Here is a 19,295-nt window from a genome sequence, read left to right on the forward strand (position 1 = left end):
ATCTTTTTAACCTTTAGCAATATTTAATTTTACATGGCTTTAAATTACGTTTGGATTGCATTCTTTTTAGTCTCTTTTACGGTGGCTTTATTTAAACTGATATTTTTTCAGGATTATCAAATTTTCCAAACCATTGTTAATAGCACATTTGACATGTCTAAAGCTGGTGCCGAAATTTCTTTAGGTCTAATAGGTTTAATGACTTTTTGGTTAGGCATAATGAAGGTGGGCGAAAAAGGCGGAATGATAAATATTTTCGCTAAAATAGTAGCTCCATTTTTTAGTAAAATTTTCCCAGAAGTACCTAGAAACCACCCTGCAATGGGTTCTATATTGATGAACTTTTCTGCAAATATGCTGGGTTTAGATAATGCAGCAACACCTTTAGGTTTAAAAGCAATGAAAGAATTGCAAGAACTTAATCCCGAAAAAGAAACTGCCTCAAATGCTCAAATTATGTTTTTGGTGCTTAATGCCTCTAGCTTAGTGTTAATACCCACAAGTATTATGGCTTTTAGAAAAGCAGCAGGAGCAGCAGACCCCTCAGATGTGTTTGTTCCGTGTTTATTAGCAACTTTTTTTTCTACACTAGTAGGTTTAGTGGTGACAGCTTTGTATCAAAAAATTAATTTATTCCAAAAAACAATTATTATATACTTAGGTACAGCGGCAGTAATTATTTGTGGTACGCTATTTTATTTCACTACACTTTCACAAGATCAAATTGCAATAGTATCTAGTGTTGTAGGCAACGTTTTGTTATTTAGTGTAATTATTTCCTTTGTTTCTTTAGCACTTTTTAAAAAAGTAAATGTTTTTGAAACGTTTATTGAAGGGGCAAAAGAAGGTTTTGAAATTGCTGTAAAAATTATCCCTTATTTGGTGGCCATATTAGTGGCTGTAGGGGTTTTTAGAGGTTCGGGTGCTTTAGATTTTTTGGTAGATGTAATAGAATATGCTGTTGCATTTGTTGGTTTAGATACAGGTTTTGTACCTGCTTTACCAATTGCATTTATGAAGCCATTAAGTGGGAGTGGCTCCCGTGGTTTAATGGTTGAATTAATGAATACCACAGGTGCGGATAGTTTTGCATCTAGGGTTGCTTGTGTGATACAGGGTTCAACAGAAACAACATTTTATGTTTTAGCTATTTATTTTGGATCTGTTTCTATAAAAAGAACTCGCCATGCTTTACCTGCCGCACTTATGGCCGAACTTGCAGGTGTTTTAGCCGCTATAGTAATTGCGTATATATTTTTTAAATAATCAGAAAATATATTTTAGAATCAATTGTTTTAACCTGTAGCTATTGAGAAAAATAAAACTCTTGTTGTTTTTAGATAGCAATATTTAGGTGTTTTAGTGTGCTTAAGGTTTTGTTTTGTTAAGGGGGGGAATTATTGCTAATGTTATCCCGAAGCAATTAACATTACCCTAAACGTAACGTGATAATACAATAAAAAAAAGGCTCACAACAATTATCAAAATCCAGAAAATCCGCTTTTCATTAGTGTTTGTATCACTTTTAAATTTATAATTTCTCTTATTCATAATGTTTTATTCGTGGTGATAAGGTTCTCCTTTTAAGATAGTGAAAGCCCTATAAACCTGTTCAACAAAAAATAACCTAATCATCTGGTGTGAAAATGTCATTTTAGATAATGAAAGTTTGTGATTTGCTCTTTGATATAATGCGTTATCAAAACCATAGGGTCCACCAATTAAGAAAACTAAATTGGCCACGCTACCAATCATTTTTTTATTAATTAAGTCAGCAAAGTGGGTCGAACTCATTTCAACACCTCTTTCATCTAAAATAACTACAACATCATTTGGGTGAATATGTTTTAAAAACAACTCTGCTTCTTTATACTTTTGTTCATCCTGACTTAAATTTTTTGTTTTCTTTAAATCTGGGATAATTTGAATATCAAACTTGATGTAATGCTTTAATCTTTTAAGGTATTTATCTACGCCTTCAAGAATATAAGAGTCGTCTGTTTTGCCAATTGCAATAAGTGTAATCTTCATAGGTAAATTAGATTAAATAATGCATTATTAGCAAAGTTAAAGCCAAAAATTTATTAAGAAACAAACATCAAACTAAATTAGCTTATTGGCATCTCTCTCGTCTAATGCATTCTTTACGGTTTCTAAAATAACATTAGGATAAATAGGTTTATTAATAAAGTCGTAAGCACCCATTCTAATTAACTCATTAGCTAAGTTTGGATCTCCAAAACCGCTCACCATAATTACAATAACTTCTGGGTAATCAGATTTAATTTTACGTAAAATTTCTCTTCCGTCAGTATCTTCTAATCTAAAATCACTTAACACAAGGTCAAATTTTTGGTTTTTTAGATGTTCAAAAGCTGCAGCCCCACTTTCGGCGGTGGTAGTTTTATATCCGTTTTTCGTGAGAAATTTAGACATGATTAAGCAAATTCCTATCTCATCGTCTATAATTAAAATATTATGCATATTTGGTTTAACTAAATACTTAACTGCTAATTAAAGTATGGAACGAATAAATGTAAGAATTTATTTTAAACCGTAAAACTTGAGTTTTAAACATTTCTTGTTTTATCAATATTATCTTTATTTTAACTAAAAATTTTTAGAGAATAATAAGTTTTTAAGAATATTGGTGTTATCATTGTAAAAAATAAAGAATAAATAAAAAAATATAATTTTATGATTAAAATTAATTTAAAAAACTTAGTTATAGTATTTAGTCTTAGTTTAATAAGCGTTTATTACAGTTCTTGTAAATCAAAAAAAGCTGCTATTAAGCCAGCGGAAGAACCAGTTGTAGTAGTTGAAGCCCCAAAACAGGTTGAGCCTGTAAAAGAGGTTGACACGGATGGAGATGGTATTCCTGATTCAAAAGACGAATGCCCAGAAGTTAAAGGTGATGCAGCTAATAATGGTTGCCCTAAAGAAGCGGCGCCAATTTTTAACTCAAAAAACATACAGTTCGAATTTAATTCATCAGTATTAAAAACTTCATCTTATGCAGTTTTAGAAGTTATAGCACAACAAATAAAAAAGTACGGTGACGCTAAGTTTTTATTAAACGGACATTCATCTGCAGAAGGTACAGAACAAAGAAACATGGCTCTTTCTGTTGATAGAGCAAATGCTGTAAAAGCTTACTTAGTTAATAACGGCATAAAAGCAAGTATTTTAATTACAGAAGGTTATGGTGAAGCACAGCCAATTGCTGATAACAGCACAGAGGATGGAAGAGTAATAAATAGAAGAGTTGAAATTAACTTACAGAAGTAATAATCAATAATTTGCATAATTTTGAAACCGCTGAGTTGATTTACTCAGCGGTTTTTTTTATGGTTAACTATTAATATGATTGATAAAAATATAATTGAAAATTACAATTTGCTTGTAAAAGAGCTTGATGTTAATATTACAGAAATTAAAAAGGCCATCAATAGTTTATCCTATTTAAGACTAGGTGTTTTTGCATTTGCTGTTTTGTTGTCGTATTTATTTTTTGAAAGTGGGTTGCAAGCACTTTCAATTATTTTCGTTTTAATGCTATTGGCTTTTTTAATTTTGGTTAAAAAGCAAGTTAAAAAACAACATCTTTTTAACTTATATAAAACGAAATTACAATTGGTTCAAAATGAACTAGATATGATTAACGGAAATGCGAATATTTATAACAATGGTTCTGAATATCAAAATCAGGCTCACTTTTACATGGATGATTTAGATGTTTTTGGAGCGCATTCTATCTTTGCTTACATAAATAGATGTGTTAGTTTTAAAGGTTTAGATTTGTTAGCTAATTGGTTAAAGAAACCTTCTGCTAAAGCTGAAATAGAACAAAGACAGGTTGCTGTTGAAGAATTATCAAAACTTGAAAACGAAATTTTAAATTTCAGAACTCAATTATTTAGTCTTGAGAGTGATAAAGTAAAAGTAATTGAATATTTTTTTACCGCTTTTTTACCTAAAAAATTAGATTTTATAAAAGTAATATCAGTTATCATATTTATTAATGCAATATCTGTTTTAAACGTTTTGGTTTTTATAATTGCAGCAATTTACGGTAGTTTTTTTTGGAGCATTTTAGGAATATGTTTAATAATGAGTGCTGTTGGTTATTTGTTATATAAAAAGCAAATAGACAGTATTCACGAAAATATTGGTAATAGTGTTTCCATTTTAAATAGTTATGCAGATAATATTAAGTGGATTGAAAATACTAATTGGCAAAGCCAGTTGCTAGTCAGTAAAGTAAATACTTTAAAATCAGATAAATCTTTACATGCGGAAATAGCCGAATTAGCAAAAATTTTAAACTCACTTAATACCCGGCTAAACCCAATAGTAGGTTTGTTTTTGAACCTATTTCTACAGTGGGATTTAAGATGTTTAAAAAGATTAGCTAAATGGGAACAATCCAATAGTGGTTTAATAATTAATGGTTTAAACGTAGTTTCTGAATTTGAAGCTTTAATTAGTTTGGCAGTTTTATCAAACAACCACTCGGCTTGGATAAACCCTAAAATAGTTGATAGTTACCATATCAAAAGTATTGCATTAGGCCACCCATTAATTAAAGAAAAAGATAGGATTGTAAATGATTTCTCTTTAGCACAAAACATCACTATTGATGTAATTACAGGTTCTAATATGGCTGGTAAATCTACCTTCCTCCGTACTTTAGGTGTTAATATGGTTTTGGCTTTTGCCGGAGCTAAAGTGTGTGCAAAGGTTTTTGAAACCTCTGTTTTTAATATCTTAAGTTATATGCGTATAAAAGATTCTTTATCAAACCAAACATCAACTTTTAAAGCAGAAATAGATAGGTTAAAGATGATTTTAGAACACACCAAAATTGATGCAAATAGTTTTGTTTTAATTGATGAGATGTTGAGAGGAACAAATAGCAGAGATAAATATTTGGGTTCCAAAGTTTTTATCAAAAAATTAATCGCTCAACAAACGCCAGGCTTAATAGCCACTCACGATTTGCAAATTGCCGAACTTGAAAAGGAATTTCCGCAACAATTAAGAAATTACCATTTTGATATTCAAATAAAAGGCGAAGAAATGTATTTTGATTACTTAATGAAGGATGGAGAATGCAAAACTTTTAATGCTTCAATTTTATTGAAAAACATTGGCTTGCAAATAGATTAATTTTTAAAAGCGCAAAGCTTAAAGCATAAGGCCCAAAGCTAAAAAAGGCTCAATTTACATTGAGCCTTTTTAATTTTAGTCACATTCTGGTACCGTATAGGTATGCGTTTCAATCTCACTATCTGGTATGATAAAGTTTTCTGATTTGCTAAACTGCCACCAAAACTTATTAATCATACTTTCTTTGTTTCCTATTTCGTTCATGTTTTCACTATTGAATAGCCTACCGTTAACCATAGTGTAAGAAATTTTTTCAGAGTTTCTGATGTCATCTAAAGGGTTTGCATCTAAAACAATTAAATCTGCCAGCTTTCCTTTTATTAAAGAGCCAATTTCTTTATCCATTCCCAAATAACTTGCTCCATTAATGGTTGCTGCTTTTATACAATCTAATGGTTTCATTCCACCTTGCGCCAACATCCACAATTCCCAATGTGCACCTAAACCTTGTATTTGTCCGTGAGCACCTAAATTAACTTTTGTGCCAACATTAGAAAGTTGATTTACCGCTCTTGAAACATCAATATGCCCATAATCGCCATATTCTGAGGTCATCCTTCTGCGGCTTCGTTCATCAACAATACTTTTAGGCGTAAAGTTTAGCAAATGTTCATTTTCCCAAACGTTAGTTCTATCGTACCAATAATTTTCTCCAGATTGCGAACCATAGCTTACAATTAAAGTAGGCGTATAGCCAGTTTTACTTGCACCCCAAAAGGTAGTTACATCTTTGTAAACTGGTAAAACCGGAATGTTATGTTCAATACCCGTATGTCCATCAGTAATCATGCTCATATTGGTGAAAAAAGTTGAGCCACCTTCTGGTACTACTTCCATATTTAATTCTCGGGCAGCTTGTATAATTTGTTGTCTTTGCTCTCGTCTAGGTTGATTGTAAGATTTTACTGAAAATGCACCAACCGCTTTCATTCGTCTTAAATGCGAGCGGGCATCTTCTAAATTGTTCACAACAGCTTTAAAATCGCCATCAGCTCCATATAAAATTGTACCAGTAGAAAATACTCTTGGACCAACCATTCTACCTGCTTTAACCATTTCTGCTTGACTAAATACCATTTCTGTGTTGCTAGAAGGGTCATGAGAGGTGGTAACACCAAAAGCCAAGTTTGCATAATAAGACCAATCTTGTTGTGGTGAAACACCATCAGGGCTAGTTCTTAAATGTGCATGTACATCAACTATTCCGGGCATTATTGTTTTGCCGTATAAATTGTAAACTTTAGCATCCGCAGGGATTTCAACGTCATTTTCATTCCCAATTTTTTCAATTTTATTTTGGTTAACGATGATTGTACCTTTTTCAATCACTTCTGTACCGTCCATCGTAATGATGCGAGCACCTTTTAACGCTATTTTACCTTCTGGTTTATAGGTTGGGAGCTTTAAGCCAATGTTTATACCGGTTGTATCAACAGCAGGTAATTTATCATCTGTGTTTTCAATAAACGGAAAAGCATTTTTTATTTCTTTAGAAAAATAATTAGGTCCTAATGTCCAGTGTAAAACTTTACTGTTAGCACTCCAGTGAATGTATGAGCCAGCATCTTTGGTTAATTTTTTTAAGGGTAAAGTTTTATTTGTTGATGATAAATCCAAAGCGCTACCTGTGCTAACCATTGGTGTGATGTAAACATTAAATAGCTCATTAAAAGCCATCCAATTCTCATCCGGACTAAGTATAAAATCGTTAGCATAGGTTGATGTGTAATGTGTTTTAATATCGCCACCACTTAAATCACAACTTTTAAAAGCCTTTTTACCACCCTCAGAAGACTGAAAAAATATCCGATTATCTAAACTGTTAAATTGAGGTTTTATACCAGATTTTGTAATTAATTTACTAGTGCCTTTTTCGGGTTCTATGGTGTAAATGCCTGGGTTTTTACCATAAGAATAACCCAAAGTCATGTTGCCAACTCCTTTATTATACACTATTAAATTGCCTGCTTTATTATATTTTGGCGAGTAATAAAATCCCCGTTCAAATGTTACATTATTAAGTTTTTTTCCTTTAAAATCAAACTTCATAATTGCACCTTTTGTTTCATCGTTCCAAGTTGTAAAAACTACTGATTTTCCATCGGGGCTAAAGCTGGGTTCAAACTCCCAATCTGTTCCTTCTGTTAGTCTTTCCACTTTTCCATTAGGTAAATCTTTTGTGTACAAATATCCAGCAGCATTAAAAATAACTTTTTTCCCATCTGGTGATGTTACCAATTGCCTAATCATTTTAACATCAAACTCATCTTTAAAAACTTGTTGCTCAAAGTGCAAAGCTTCTTGTATGGTTTGTTTAACATCAACAGAAAAGGGGATTTCTTCTTCATACAAAGTAATACTATCTACTTTTCTTATTTTTCCCTTAGCATAAAAAACAATATGTCTATTGTCTGGCAGCCAATTAAAATTTGGGTAAACACCAAAAATTGCCCAAGCCTCTTGCTGGTCTTTAGACAAATCTGAGTAAAGTGCTTTTTCTTGTCCAGTTGCTAAATCTTGGAGGTATAAAATTGTTTTTAAACGATCTCTTTTTACATAAGCTAAATGAGAACCATCTGGTGAAACCTGCGGACGCACAGCACCACCAGCACCACCAGCAACTTTACTAAAATCTCCTGTGGTAAGGTCTAATTTTCTGATGGCATATATTTCTGAATTAGGGTCTTTGTTATATTCAAAATTTGGGCCTTCACTTACATCTTCACTAAAATAAACGCTTTTTCCATCTGGGGCAACCCAAGGTTCGCCTTGGTCTTGTTGGTCATTTTTTCTTTTGGTAAGTTGCACACCTTCTAAGCCACCAGCTATATGGTACATCCATAACTCGCCAGCACCTAAAGAACGCCTTGCTGTAAAATGTTTACGGGCAATTAAATATTTGCTATCTGGTGTCCAAACAGCGTTATTTAACAACCTAAAAGTTTCTTTTGTAACTTGACGCTGATTGCTGCCATCAACATTCATAATCCAAATATTATCTGCACCACCTTTATCACTGGTGTAAGAAATATATTTGCCATTTGGCGAAAAGCGAGGTTGAACTTCGAAAGCCATTCCGCCCGATAGTAAAGTAGCTTTACCGCCTGCAATTGGCATTTTATAAATATCTCCCAATATGTCAAAAACAATCATTTTGCCATCTGCACTTACATCCAAATTCATGTAAGTACCTTCATCTGTAGTAAAGTTGATGGTTTTTGTAGTGCCAGTTGGCTTTTCAACATCCCATTTTTTTTCTTGAGCCATTACACTCATCCCACAAAACAGTAATAAATAGAAGTTTAAAGATATTTTTTTCATTATGCGTAATTAATGCAGCAATTTAAGAATTTTAAAATTTTGGGGAGGAGTAAGAATGGAATTATATGCTTTTTTTACATTTGGTTTAAGTTTGATTAATTTTTCCACTTTAAATATCTGCGATAATCAGCTAAATCTGCGGGATAAATTTAACACCAAAGTGCGTAGAGAAATGAAATCAAAATGTAGTATAAAGTGTTGAAGTTTTTTCGTGTTAAAATATTTTGCTCCTTATTAAGAGCCTGTTTAAATTTATATTGTGAAAATGTTTATAGCTTATTTTTTAGCGAAAAGAGGCAAATTTTGGAGAGATAGCAAAGCTACTATTTCGAAAACTGCTTTAGCACTCTTGAGTTCCTTTTAAAAAATTAATGTATCGAAAAAATTTAACGAATTTGTAGCCGAAAAGAAGCATGAACAAATTATTAGATAAATTTTAAACAGGCTCTAAATACAAATCAAATTCATATAAATAATCACTTTCTTTGTTTAACAACTTAAGCAATGCCGATTAAAGAGATTTTAAAACAATATTGGGGACACGACGAATTTAGGCCTTTGCAAGAAGACATCATAAATTCTGTAATGAACCAGCAAGATACCTTAGCCCTATTGCCAACTGGCGGAGGTAAGTCTATCTGCTTCCAAGTTCCTGCAATGGCAATGGACGGCATTTGTTTGGTCATTTCTCCTTTAATCGCTTTAATGAAAGACCAAGTAGAAAACCTGAAACATAGAGGGATAAATGCCATTGCTATTGTTTCTGGAATGGGTAAAAGAGAAATTGATATTGCTTTAGATAATTGCATTTATGGCCCAGTAAAGTTTTTATACATTTCGCCTGAAAGGCTGCTTTCTGATTTAGTAAGAGAGCGTGTAAAACACATGAAAGTAAACCTTTTAGCTATTGATGAAGCTCATTGTATATCGCAATGGGGTTATGATTTTAGGCCTCCATATTTACACATTAAAGATTTTAGAGAAATACACCCAAACGTACCGGTTTTAGCCTTAACAGCATCTGCAACAAAAAAAGTGCAAATAGATATTGTAGAAAAACTGGAGTTTAAAACTAAAAATATATTTAGAAAAAGTTTTGAACGCAAAAACCTAAGTTATGTAGTAATTAATCAAGAAAATAAATTACAGAAACTTTTAGATGTTTGCAAAGGTGTAAATGGTAGCGGTATTTTATATGTACGCACCAGAAAAGATACTGTAGAGCTGGCTAAATACCTTAATCAGCACCAAATACCTGCGCAATATTACCATGCTGGTTTAGATTTAGATGAAAGAGCCGAAAAGCAAAATGCTTGGATAACTGATAACGTGAAAGTGATGGTGGCCACCAATGCCTTTGGGATGGGTATTGATAAGCCAAATGTAAGGTTTGTGGTGCATTATGAAATTCCGGAAAGTTTAGAAGCTTATTACCAAGAGGCTGGAAGGGCAGGGCGAGATGAGAAAAAAGCCTATGCAGTGGTTTTGTTTCAACCCAGAGACCGTTTAAGTTTTGAGAAAAAGTTTGAACAAAACTTTCCGCCAACAGAAGAAATTAAAAAGATTTACCATTTTATTTGTAATTACTTGCAAATTCCTTTTGAAATGGGAGAGGGCGTTACTTACGAATTTAACATTGCCGATTTCTGTTCTAAGTTTCAGTTGGATGTAATTACCACCATTAGTGCCATTAAGTTTTTAGAACATGATGATTATTTTGTGCTAAATGAAAGTGCGCTGATGCTTTCCAGAATTCAGTTTATAGTAAACGGCGAAGATTTATACCGTTTTCAGGTAGAAAATTCTAAATATGATGGGTTTATAAAATCTGTTTTGAGAAGTTATGGTGGTGCTTTTGATCAGTTTATAAACATTAAAGAAAAAGAAATTGCTCAAAAAAACAACATGAGCAAAAAAATAGTAATTGATTATTTAAAAGAACTGGATAAGTTTGAAATTATAAGCTATCAGCAACAAACCAACCAACCTTTATTAACTTTTATTAAGCCACGCTATAAAACCGAAGATTTGTTAATTGATAGAAAGTATTTTGCCGAACGTAAAGAAAACTACGAACAAAAAATGCAACATATTTTAGCTTTTGTTGAAAAAGAAAAATGTAGAAGCATACAAATACTCAATTATTTTGATGAAGCAGATGCTAAAGAATGTGGCGTTTGCGATGTTTGTTTAGCGAAAAAAAGAAATGAAGACGGAAGTTTAGAAAGTAAGATTACTGCCCAAGTTTTGAGGATTTTATCTAATGAAAAATTGACTATTGATAGTTTGTTGAAATTGGTGAAGTTTGGTAACGAGACTGAGAAGTTAGCTGTGATAAGAACCTTGTTGGATAGTGGGGTTATAAAGGTGAAAGATGGATTTTATGGTTTGTAAGGATTTTAACCGTTATAAATAGTCAATATTTCCCAATGCAAGTTAACAGAGAGTAAGAAATCATCGGCCAAATTTAAAATATTTATAAATGCATTTAACTTTATAGGCGTAGCTCAGTAGCAGGTTGAGGGTTGCGTTATAAGAAATTGAGGTACTATTTATGCCTTTCAATTATATAAAATTATTAACTTGGACTCCATCATAACCAATCAAATTAATATATACGATGTCATTTAATATTTTTGAAACGCTAGCTGCTGCTTGTATTGTTTTGTTATTAGGTTTTTTTATCGTTAAAAAAGTCAAGTTTCTACAAGACTATAATATTCCAGAGCCAGTAGTTGGTGGCTTTTTAGTTGCCATCATTTTATACGCACTTTACCTTACCATGGGTTTAAGTTTCAAATTTGATGTTGCGTTGCAAACCGCAATGATGCTCTTTTTCTTTACTTCTATAGGTTTAAGTGCAGATTTTGCGAGGTTAAAAAAGGGAGGTAAACCACTACTCGTATTTGTAACTATTACAGGTGTTTTTATTTTATTACAGAATGTATTTGGTATTGCCATTGCAAAAATTCTTGACATAAATCCAGCTTATGGCCTAATTGCAGGCTCCATCACATTAACCGGTGGACATGGAACTGGTGCAGCTTGGGCCGAAAGCTTAACCAATATTTTTCAAATTGAAGGTGCAATGGAACTTGCTATGGCTTGTGCTACTTACGGACTAGTAATGGGAGGATTAATTGGAGGACCTGTTGCAAAAGCACTCATTAAAAAAAGCAAAATAAAGCCATCAAATACTGTCGAGCTACATGAACAGCCAATTGAAACATTTGAAAGCCCGCTTTCAAAAAGAAGAATAAGTGTTCGGAATATGATTGAAACCCTAACAATGATGTCTTTAGCGTTGGCCCTAGGTTTGTTTTTATATGAGCAAGCAAAGGGAACATGGATAGAGTTACCCAATTTTGTTTGGTGTTTATTTGTAGGTGTTGTAATTAGAAATGCCGTTGCTCATTTTTCTAATTACATTGTAAATGAACATGCAATAGATATCCTTGGAAATACTGGCTTATACCTCTTTTTAACCATTGCCATCATGTCTTTACAGTTATGGCAACTTCAAGGCTTAGCTACTCAAGTTTTGGTGATATTAATTTTACAAACTGTTTTACTTATTGCTTTTGCAAGGTTTGTTACTTATAAATTTATGGGCAGTGATTATGATGCAATTGTATTAAGCGCTGGACACTGTGGTTTTGGCTTAGGCGCTACTCCAACTGCTGTTGCAAATATGCAAGCTATTACAGATAGATATGGACCATCGCATAAAGCATTTTTAATTGTGCCAATGGTGGGTGCTTTTTTTGTAGATATTATAAATAACGTATTTATAAAACTATTTGTAAGCTTTTTGTCTTAAAATTTAACCAGTAAAAGATTTAAAATAATTGATTGGAGCTTTTGGTAATTAATTTCTTATTATTGGCTTTCTATTAAAAAGTAAAATGCAATTTAAAAGTTTATGGTAGTATTGATTGCTACATGTTAGTTGCACAATCTAAGACTTTAATTTTTGAATATTAAAGATTATTACATTTAAGAACTTTAATATCTCCCTAAAATCTATTATGAGGGTGGTTTAGAACTCTTTGCTCCCTCATTACTTTTACATGTGATTTATTCCTATAATAGCATGAAAATAATACAGCTTATAAATAGCAAGTATAGTATTCTTAAACTTAATCTTAGAATCCATTAAAATCTGCTCAAGGTTTTTCAAAACAAATTTATTCCCAAAATTTAAGAAGTGTGTAATACCAAATGCTCTAAGTTTATAGTACTGCTTAACTAGTTTAACTTCTTGCTGTAAACCTGCGTTTGGTTGTTGCTTAAGCAAGAAAACCAAATTTTGTAAGGCATTTTGGGTATCATTCAAAAACTGTTGATTGCTTTTTAAATCAATATGCATTACTGGGTTATTGATATTGAAAATTTGATAACCATATTTTTTTGCTTCAATTCCAAAAACCACATCTTCATATCCGTATTTGGTTAACACTTCATTAAACTTTACAGTACTAAATACCTGTTTTTTTATGAGAAAATTATTTGAATGAAAGTTAGTTTCTGCGTTTTGCTCAATCTTAATTCCGTAATTCCAGTGTAGTAAATATTGGCTATTGGGTTTTAGGGCATCATAAATTCTTCCTCCACAAACTATGTCAGCATCAATATATGGTAAATAGTTTTTTATAAAATCAGGTTTTAAAATTTCAGCATCGGCATCCAAAAACAATAAGCTTTTATATTTTGCTTTTTTTGCCAATAAGTTTCTTATAGCTGCCCTGCCAATGTTATCTTCTAAAAATAAAATGTTAAAATAGGGTAAGGCTATGGCTGTTAAATATAATTTATTTTCTGTTTCAGATGCGTCATCAATAATTAAAATCTCGAATTCTATATCCAAAGCTAAACATTGTGTTGCTAATGCTTCAAAAAGTTTGGGGTTTTTAAAATTATAATGGGGAATACAAATGCTTAGCATTGTTAAATTAATGTTTTACATTTTAAATATAGGTATTAGGAATGAAATTGAAGTTTCAAAATTATTTGACGGTAATTTATGTTTCTGTTTTAAACAAAATCATTAATAATAGTGTTAAAACTAATAACATTTTCTTTCAATAATAATAAAATGGTTTTTAGTATAAAAAGGCTTTTTAGATTAATTATGTTAGGTTTCTTTTAAATAATCTAAAGCTTTTAGCTAATTTAGCCTCCGTTTAAAAAAAAACGTATATAAATATTCAAATCACAGCGCAAAATGAAAGTTTTAAAATTTGGAGGGACATCTGTAGGTAGTCCGGAGCGGATGAAAAAATTGTTGGATATTATAAATCCAAAAGAAAAACAGATTGTGGTTTTATCAGCAGTGTCTGGCACAACTAATAATTTAGTGGAAATTTCTCAGGCTTTTTTAATGGCTGATAAACCCAAGGCAAATACATTAATTAAAGCTTTAAAAGATAAGTACGAAGTTTTTATTAAAGAGTTATTTAGCAATCCAGAATATTTAGCGCAAGGCAAAGAAGTAATAGATTATCATTTTGATTTATTATATGCTTTTTCTAATGATTTATTTACTGTTATTGAAGAAAAAGTTGTTTTGGCCCAAGGCGAGTTGTTATCAACTACTTTGTATCATGTTTATTTGAAAGAAATTGGTGTTCCTTCGGTATTATTGCCGGCATTAGAGTTTATGAAAATAGATGCAGATAACGAGCCAATTGTAGATTTTATTACCGAACAATTGACGCCTTTGTTGGCAGAAACTCATGAAAATAATTTATTCATCACTCAAGGTTTTATCTGTAGAAATTCTTTTGGCGAGATTGATAATTTAAGAAGAGGTGGAAGTGATTACACAGCATCTTTAATTGGCGCTGGCATTAAAGCAGAGGAAGTTCAAATTTGGACAGATATTGACGGTATGCACAATAATGACCCTCGTATTGTTAAAGGAACTAAACCAATTGCCAATCTTTCTTTTGATGAAGCTGCTGAATTGGCATATTTTGGTGCTAAAATTTTGCATCCACAATCGGTTTTTCCAGCACAAAAATATAAAATACCTGTTCGTTTATTAAATACCATGGAGCCACAAGCTTTTGGCACTTTAATATCTAGCCATAGCGAAAAAGGTAAAATAAAATCTATTGCGGCAAAAGATGGTATTACAGCTATAAAAATACAAAGTAGTCGTATGTTGTTGGCTTATGGGTTTTTACGTAAAGTATTTGAAGTTTTTGAGCGTTATAAAACGCCGATAGATATGATTACCACTTCTGAAGTTGCCGTTTCTGTTACCATTGACGAGACTAAATATTTAGGAGAAATTACCAAAGAATTGAGTGATTTTGGAGTTGTAGAGGTTGATGTTAACCAATCTATTGTATGTGTTGTTGGAGATTTATCTGCAAATTCACATGGTTTTGGAGCCAGAATTTTAGAATCTATTAAACACATCCCTTTAAGAATGATTTCTTACGGTGGTAGCGAGCACAATTTATCTTTCTTAATTAAAACCGACGATAAAGTGGAAACTTTAAGAAGTTTGCACAACCGTTTATTTGAATAATGATGACAAAAATGTTTAATCAAGATATTGTTTCTTCTTTTGAAAATAAAGAAACACCATTTTATTATTATGATTTAAGTTTGCTGAAAAACACATTAAAACAATGTGCTGAGGCAGCTAATCCTTATAAATTTCATGTTCACTTTGCTTTAAAATCAAACTTTAATCAGCAAATTTTAACGATTATCAAAGAAAATGGTTTTGGCGCTGATTGTGTATCTGGCGGTGAAATTAAAAAAGCAGTACAGGTAGGTTTTAATGCAGCGCAAATAGTTTTTGCCGGGGTTGGGAAATCTGACACAGAAATTAACTATGCTTTAGACCAAAATATTTTTTCTTTTAATGTAGAATCTGTTCAAGAGCTAGAGGTAATTAATGAACTTGCTGCTGCTAAAGGTAAAACCGCTAAGGTTGCTATCAGAATTAACCCAAATGTTGATGCACATACGCACCATTACATTACTACCGGTTTAGATGAAAATAAATTTGGTATAAACTCTTGGGATTTGCCATTAGTTGCCGAAACTTTAAAAAAATGTGCGCATTTATCTTTTATAGGGATACATTTTCATGTTGGGTCGCAAATTATGGACATGAATGTTTTCAAAAGCTTGTGCATTAAAGTAAATGAAATGCAGCTTTGGTTTGAAGAACGTGGAATGCCTGTAAAAGTATTAAATGTTGGCGGTGGTTTAGGGGTAGATTATCAAAACCCTGATAAAAATCCAATACCTGATTTTAAAGCTTATTTTAAAATATTCAACGATTTTCTAACAGTTAAACCTCATCAGGAAGTTCATTTTGAATTAGGTAGAGCTTTAGTTGCTCAATGCAGTAGTTTAATATCTAAGGTGTTATATATTAAAAATGGGATAAAAAAGAATTTCGTCATATTAGATGCAGGAATGACAGAATTAATGCGTCCAGCTTTATATCAAGCTTTTCATAAAATTGAGAACTTGAGCAAGTTGGAAAGTGAGTCTCAAATATCTTACGATGTTGTTGGCCCTATTTGTGAATCTTCTGATTGTTTTGGAAAAGAGGTTGCATTGCCAGAAACTAAAAGAGGAGATTTAATTGCTTTGAGAACTACGGGTGCTTATGGTGAAGTGATGGCTTCGGCTTATAATTTAAGACCTGATATAAGGCATGTTTTTTCGGAAGAATTATCCTAGTTCATTAGTTTAATGTTTAAACAAAAAAGGACACAGATTATTATTAGTGAAGATGTAAAAACTGAAAGGGGGAGTTATTGATTTTAGTATCAATATTTCTATTTTAATTGGAAGCTTATTATCAATTATGTTATCTGTTATTGCATGGTTTATTAGACAATTGCACCAAGATTTTAAATGTGTACAAAAAGAAGTGAGTGTTTTGCAAAACACAGCAAATTTGATACAATTAGAATCTAAAACGGCAAATGAGTTACTGTTATTGAAAATTAGCTTTTTAGAATGGAGAATGGAAGGCGAAAAAAACTCTTTTCATAATCGACTTAAAAAGCAAGACAATGAAAAAAGCAATTAAAGGAGTGAGTGTAAAAAAGCGTTTAAGCTCACCATCACCTAATTTTTTTAATAAAATTGTTAACACAGGTTTGATAGTTGGAGGGATAGGAACTGCAATTTTGGCCAGTCCGATTTTGTTGCCTACATTATTAACTACCATAGCGGGTTATTTGGTTACAGCAGGGCTAGTAGCTAGTGTTGTTGCAGCAGTAACAATTGAAGAAAAGGTATTTAGTAATTTTTATTATTATTTTAAATTTGAGAGGTGTTTTATGAGCAACCTCTTTTTTTGTTGCTAAGATGTAATGCGTTAACGATAGTAGCGATACCCCGGATTGAGCAGCCATTTGGCGGGCAAACGGAGTTTAGCGTATAGCGTGTTAAAACGCTCATAAAATAAATAATAATATTATAAAATGGTAAATGTATCTTAAATTATGATTTTTTTAGAAAGAAAACTGGCGGTTTGGGAAGCCGTTTTATTAATTAAACCGAATTAATAAAACGGCTTCCCAAACCACACAATAGAAACAGCATTAGCTATTATTAATCAACAACTTATAAAAAAAAAACAATTAATTATAAAATCTCAAAATCATCCGCATCTTTTAAAAAGGGCATTGCTTCGCGGGTTTTAGCCACTTCATCTTTATAAATGGTAAAAGTATAAAGGTCTTCTTCGTCTCTTTTGTAATACACTACATTTCCTTGAGGGTCAAGACAGGTGGTGTCTCCGCAATAATAAATCTCGTTACCATCATGGCCAACTCTGTTTAGTGCGATGATATAAGCTTGGTTTTCTATCGCTCTTGCTGGGATAAAGGTGTTCCAGTGTTTAGCTCTTTTTTCGGGCCAGTTTGCTACAACTAGCAATAAATCGTAATATTCTTTGTGGTTTCTTAACCAAACTGGGAATCTTAAATCGTAACAAATTACGGGCATAATTTTCCAGCCGTTTAGGTCAACAATTAACTTTTTATTACCTGCTGTAAATACTTCATCTTCTTTTGCCATTCCAAAAAGATGTTTTTTATCGTAGTATTCATAAGTTCCGTCGGGTTTCATCCAAATTAGCCTGTTGTAGTAATTTCCATTTTCTGAAATGATGATTGTACCGGTAATTACAGCGTTGTAACGGTTGGCTTTTTCTTGCATCCATTGCATTGTTTTACCACCCATTTCTTCGGCTAAACCCTTTACATTCATGGTAAAGCCAGTAGTAAACATTTCAGGTAAAATGATGATATCTGTTTTTTCTCTGATTGCCGATAGCTTTAAACTTAAGTTTTGAAGGTTTTTATCTATGTTTTCCCAAAATAAATAAGCTTGTAGTAACGTTACTTTTAATGCATTCATGGTAATTTATTTTTAATTACAGCGGTGAAACTAAATAGATGTTACATTCAATAAATAATTAGCGGCTTTTTCTAATGTTTCTTCCTTTTTAGCAAAACAAAATCTAAGCGTTTTAAAGTCGGTATTGTTAAGGTAAAAGCTTGAATTTGGTATGCAGGCCACTTTGTGGTTTTTAACCAAGCGCATAGCTATATCAACGCCTTTTTCGTCAGATATATTTTCATAACTTACATTTTGGAAGTAAGAACCTTGGCAACGCAAGAGTGTGAATTTGGTTTGTTTCAATAATTTTCTAAAAAAATCTCTTTTATCTTGAAAAAAAGCAGTTAGTTCTTCAAAAGATTCTTTTGATTTCAAGTAATCATCAAATGCGTATTGGATAGGAGTGTTTACACTAAAAACCATAAACTGGTGTATTTTCCTAAACTCTTTCATTAAAAATTCTGGCGCTAAACAGTAGCCCACTTTCCAACCTGTACAATGAAAAAGTTTACCAAAACTGGCGGTTATAAAAGCTCGTTCTTTTAATTCGGGATATTGGGCAATGCTTAGGTGTTTTTGATTGTCAAAGATGATGTGTTCATAAACTTCATCACTTATTATTAAAATATCGGTGTTTTTGGTGATGATGATTAACTGCTTCATATCTTCTTCTGTGAAAATACGTCCGCATGGGTTTTGAGGTGAGTTTATGATAATGAGTTTGGTATTAACTGTAACCAATCTTTTTACCATATCCCAGTCTATATCGTAAAACGGAGGAGCCATTTCAAATGCTTTTACCAAGCCACCAAAGGCTTTTATTGTTGGCGCATAACAATCATAAGCAGGGGCAAAAACGATAGCTTCATCATTGGGCTTTATAATGGTTGCAATTGCGGTGTAAATAGCTTGTGTGCCACCTGCTGTAATTGTTATTTCTGTTTCTGCCGAATAATAGGAGTGGTGTAAGGTTTCTACTTTTTTGGATATTGTTTCTCTTAAGCTTAACAAACCTGGCATTGCTGCATATTGGTTATTTCCTTTTAACATTTGTTTGTTTACCAGTTTTATTAATTGAGGGTCAATATCATAGTCTGGAAAACCTTGAGATAAATTAACGGCATCATGTTTAATGGCTAAAGCCGTCATTTCAGAAAAAATGGAGTTTTGAGTTTGCGGTAGTTTAGAAGAAAAGTTAATCACGATATTTTATTGTATTAATTTTATAATGAGGGTTGCTTTAGATTAGCAATTTATGCTAAATATTTAAAATTATACTGATAAAATAGAATTTTGGCCTTTTGAAAAGATGAGCAAAAGGTTTTGTGATTTTAAAAGTATATTAAAGTTCATAACTGTCCGAACAAATAATATACAAAAAAGGCCTGTATAATTCTAATTTTGAGTTGCGAAAC

At 32.1% G+C, this 19,295-nt stretch carries 15 protein-coding genes; 9 read left to right on the top strand and 6 right to left on the bottom strand.

Features of this window, described 5'->3' with window-relative positions; all coding sequences use genetic code 11:
• Positions 1–33 precede the first annotated feature (33 nt).
• Positions 34–1,266 (top strand): nucleoside recognition domain-containing protein, encoded by a 1,233-nt coding sequence (locus ACFSSE_RS08735; RefSeq protein ID WP_379041975.1) that lies wholly within the window; start codon positions 34–36, stop codon positions 1,264–1,266.
• Between the two features lie 291 nt (positions 1,267–1,557).
• On the opposite strand, the gene rlmH is transcribed toward ACFSSE_RS08735, so the two are convergent.
• Both rlmH and ACFSSE_RS08745 read right to left on the bottom strand, forming a co-directional pair.
• A complete protein-coding gene (gene rlmH, locus ACFSSE_RS08740) occupies positions 1,558–2,031 on the bottom strand; it encodes a 23S rRNA (pseudouridine(1915)-N(3))-methyltransferase RlmH (RefSeq protein WP_379041973.1) in 474 nt (157 codons plus the stop codon).
• Between the two features lie 72 nt (positions 2,032–2,103).
• Complete coding sequence (locus tag ACFSSE_RS08745; protein WP_379041971.1) at positions 2,104–2,484, bottom strand: response regulator; 381 nt, start codon at positions 2,482–2,484, stop codon at positions 2,104–2,106.
• A gap of 213 nt (positions 2,485–2,697) precedes the next feature.
• On the opposite strand from ACFSSE_RS08745, the gene ACFSSE_RS08750 reads away from it, so the two are divergent.
• Complete coding sequence (locus ACFSSE_RS08750; RefSeq protein WP_379041969.1) at positions 2,698–3,291, top strand: OmpA family protein; 594 nt, start codon at positions 2,698–2,700, stop codon at positions 3,289–3,291.
• Between the two features lie 75 nt (positions 3,292–3,366).
• On the top strand, positions 3,367–5,172 hold the full coding sequence (locus tag ACFSSE_RS08755; RefSeq protein ID WP_379041967.1) for a MutS-related protein: 1,806 nt from the start codon (positions 3,367–3,369) through the stop codon (positions 5,170–5,172).
• A 75-nt stretch (positions 5,173–5,247) separates the two neighbouring features.
• Here ACFSSE_RS08755 and ACFSSE_RS08760 read toward each other — a convergent pair whose 3' ends face one another.
• A complete protein-coding gene (locus ACFSSE_RS08760) occupies positions 5,248–8,493 on the bottom strand; it encodes an amidohydrolase family protein (protein WP_379041965.1) in 3,246 nt (1,081 codons plus the stop codon).
• 504 nt (positions 8,494–8,997) lie between these two features.
• Between ACFSSE_RS08760 and ACFSSE_RS08765 the strand changes: the two genes are divergently transcribed.
• Positions 8,998–10,887 carry a RecQ family ATP-dependent DNA helicase gene (locus ACFSSE_RS08765; protein ID WP_379041963.1) on the top strand — a complete coding sequence of 630 codons (1,890 nt, stop codon included), beginning with the start codon at positions 8,998–9,000 and terminating at the stop codon, positions 10,885–10,887.
• A 226-nt stretch (positions 10,888–11,113) separates the two neighbouring features.
• Entirely contained in the window at positions 11,114–12,313 is a 1,200-nt protein-coding gene (gene gltS, locus ACFSSE_RS08770) for a sodium/glutamate symporter (RefSeq protein ID WP_379041961.1), read from the top strand.
• A 246-nt stretch (positions 12,314–12,559) separates the two neighbouring features.
• On the opposite strand, the gene ACFSSE_RS08775 is transcribed toward gltS, so the two are convergent.
• Positions 12,560–13,438 carry a glycosyltransferase family 2 protein gene (locus ACFSSE_RS08775; protein ID WP_379041959.1) on the bottom strand — a complete coding sequence of 293 codons (879 nt, stop codon included), beginning with the start codon at positions 13,436–13,438 and terminating at the stop codon, positions 12,560–12,562.
• Between the two features lie 279 nt (positions 13,439–13,717).
• On the opposite strand from ACFSSE_RS08775, the gene ACFSSE_RS08780 reads away from it, so the two are divergent.
• From ACFSSE_RS08780 to ACFSSE_RS08795, 4 genes are all read left to right on the top strand, one after another.
• The gene (locus ACFSSE_RS08780; RefSeq protein ID WP_379041957.1) at positions 13,718–15,031 is read left to right on the top strand and encodes an aspartate kinase; all 1,314 of its coding nucleotides are present in this window, start codon (positions 13,718–13,720) and stop codon (positions 15,029–15,031) included.
• Positions 15,032–15,033: 2 nt separating this feature from the next.
• A complete protein-coding gene (gene lysA / locus ACFSSE_RS08785) occupies positions 15,034–16,206 on the top strand; it encodes a diaminopimelate decarboxylase (protein WP_379042122.1) in 1,173 nt (390 codons plus the stop codon).
• Positions 16,207–16,333: 127 nt separating this feature from the next.
• Complete coding sequence (locus ACFSSE_RS08790) at positions 16,334–16,561, top strand: hypothetical protein (RefSeq protein WP_379041955.1); 228 nt, start codon at positions 16,334–16,336, stop codon at positions 16,559–16,561.
• Positions 16,545–16,841: a hypothetical protein gene (locus tag ACFSSE_RS08795; RefSeq protein WP_379041953.1), complete on the top strand. Its 297-nt coding sequence runs from the start codon at positions 16,545–16,547 to the stop codon at positions 16,839–16,841. Before ACFSSE_RS08790 ends, ACFSSE_RS08795 begins: the two co-directional genes overlap by 17 nt.
• Positions 16,842–17,121: 280 nt before the next feature.
• Here the strand turns inward: ACFSSE_RS08795 and ACFSSE_RS08800 are convergent, their stop codons facing one another.
• Both ACFSSE_RS08800 and ACFSSE_RS08805 read right to left on the bottom strand, forming a co-directional pair.
• Complete coding sequence (locus ACFSSE_RS08800) at positions 17,122–17,898, bottom strand: amidohydrolase (RefSeq protein ID WP_379041951.1); 777 nt, start codon at positions 17,896–17,898, stop codon at positions 17,122–17,124.
• 30 nt (positions 17,899–17,928) lie between these two features.
• Positions 17,929–19,083 (bottom strand): methionine aminotransferase, encoded by a 1,155-nt coding sequence (locus ACFSSE_RS08805; protein ID WP_379041949.1) that lies wholly within the window; start codon positions 19,081–19,083, stop codon positions 17,929–17,931.
• Positions 19,084–19,295 lie beyond the last annotated feature (212 nt).

It is taken from the genome of Pedobacter alpinus, assembly GCF_042684645.1.
GTDB classification, from domain to species: domain Bacteria; phylum Bacteroidota; class Bacteroidia; order Sphingobacteriales; family Sphingobacteriaceae; genus Pseudopedobacter; species Pseudopedobacter alpinus.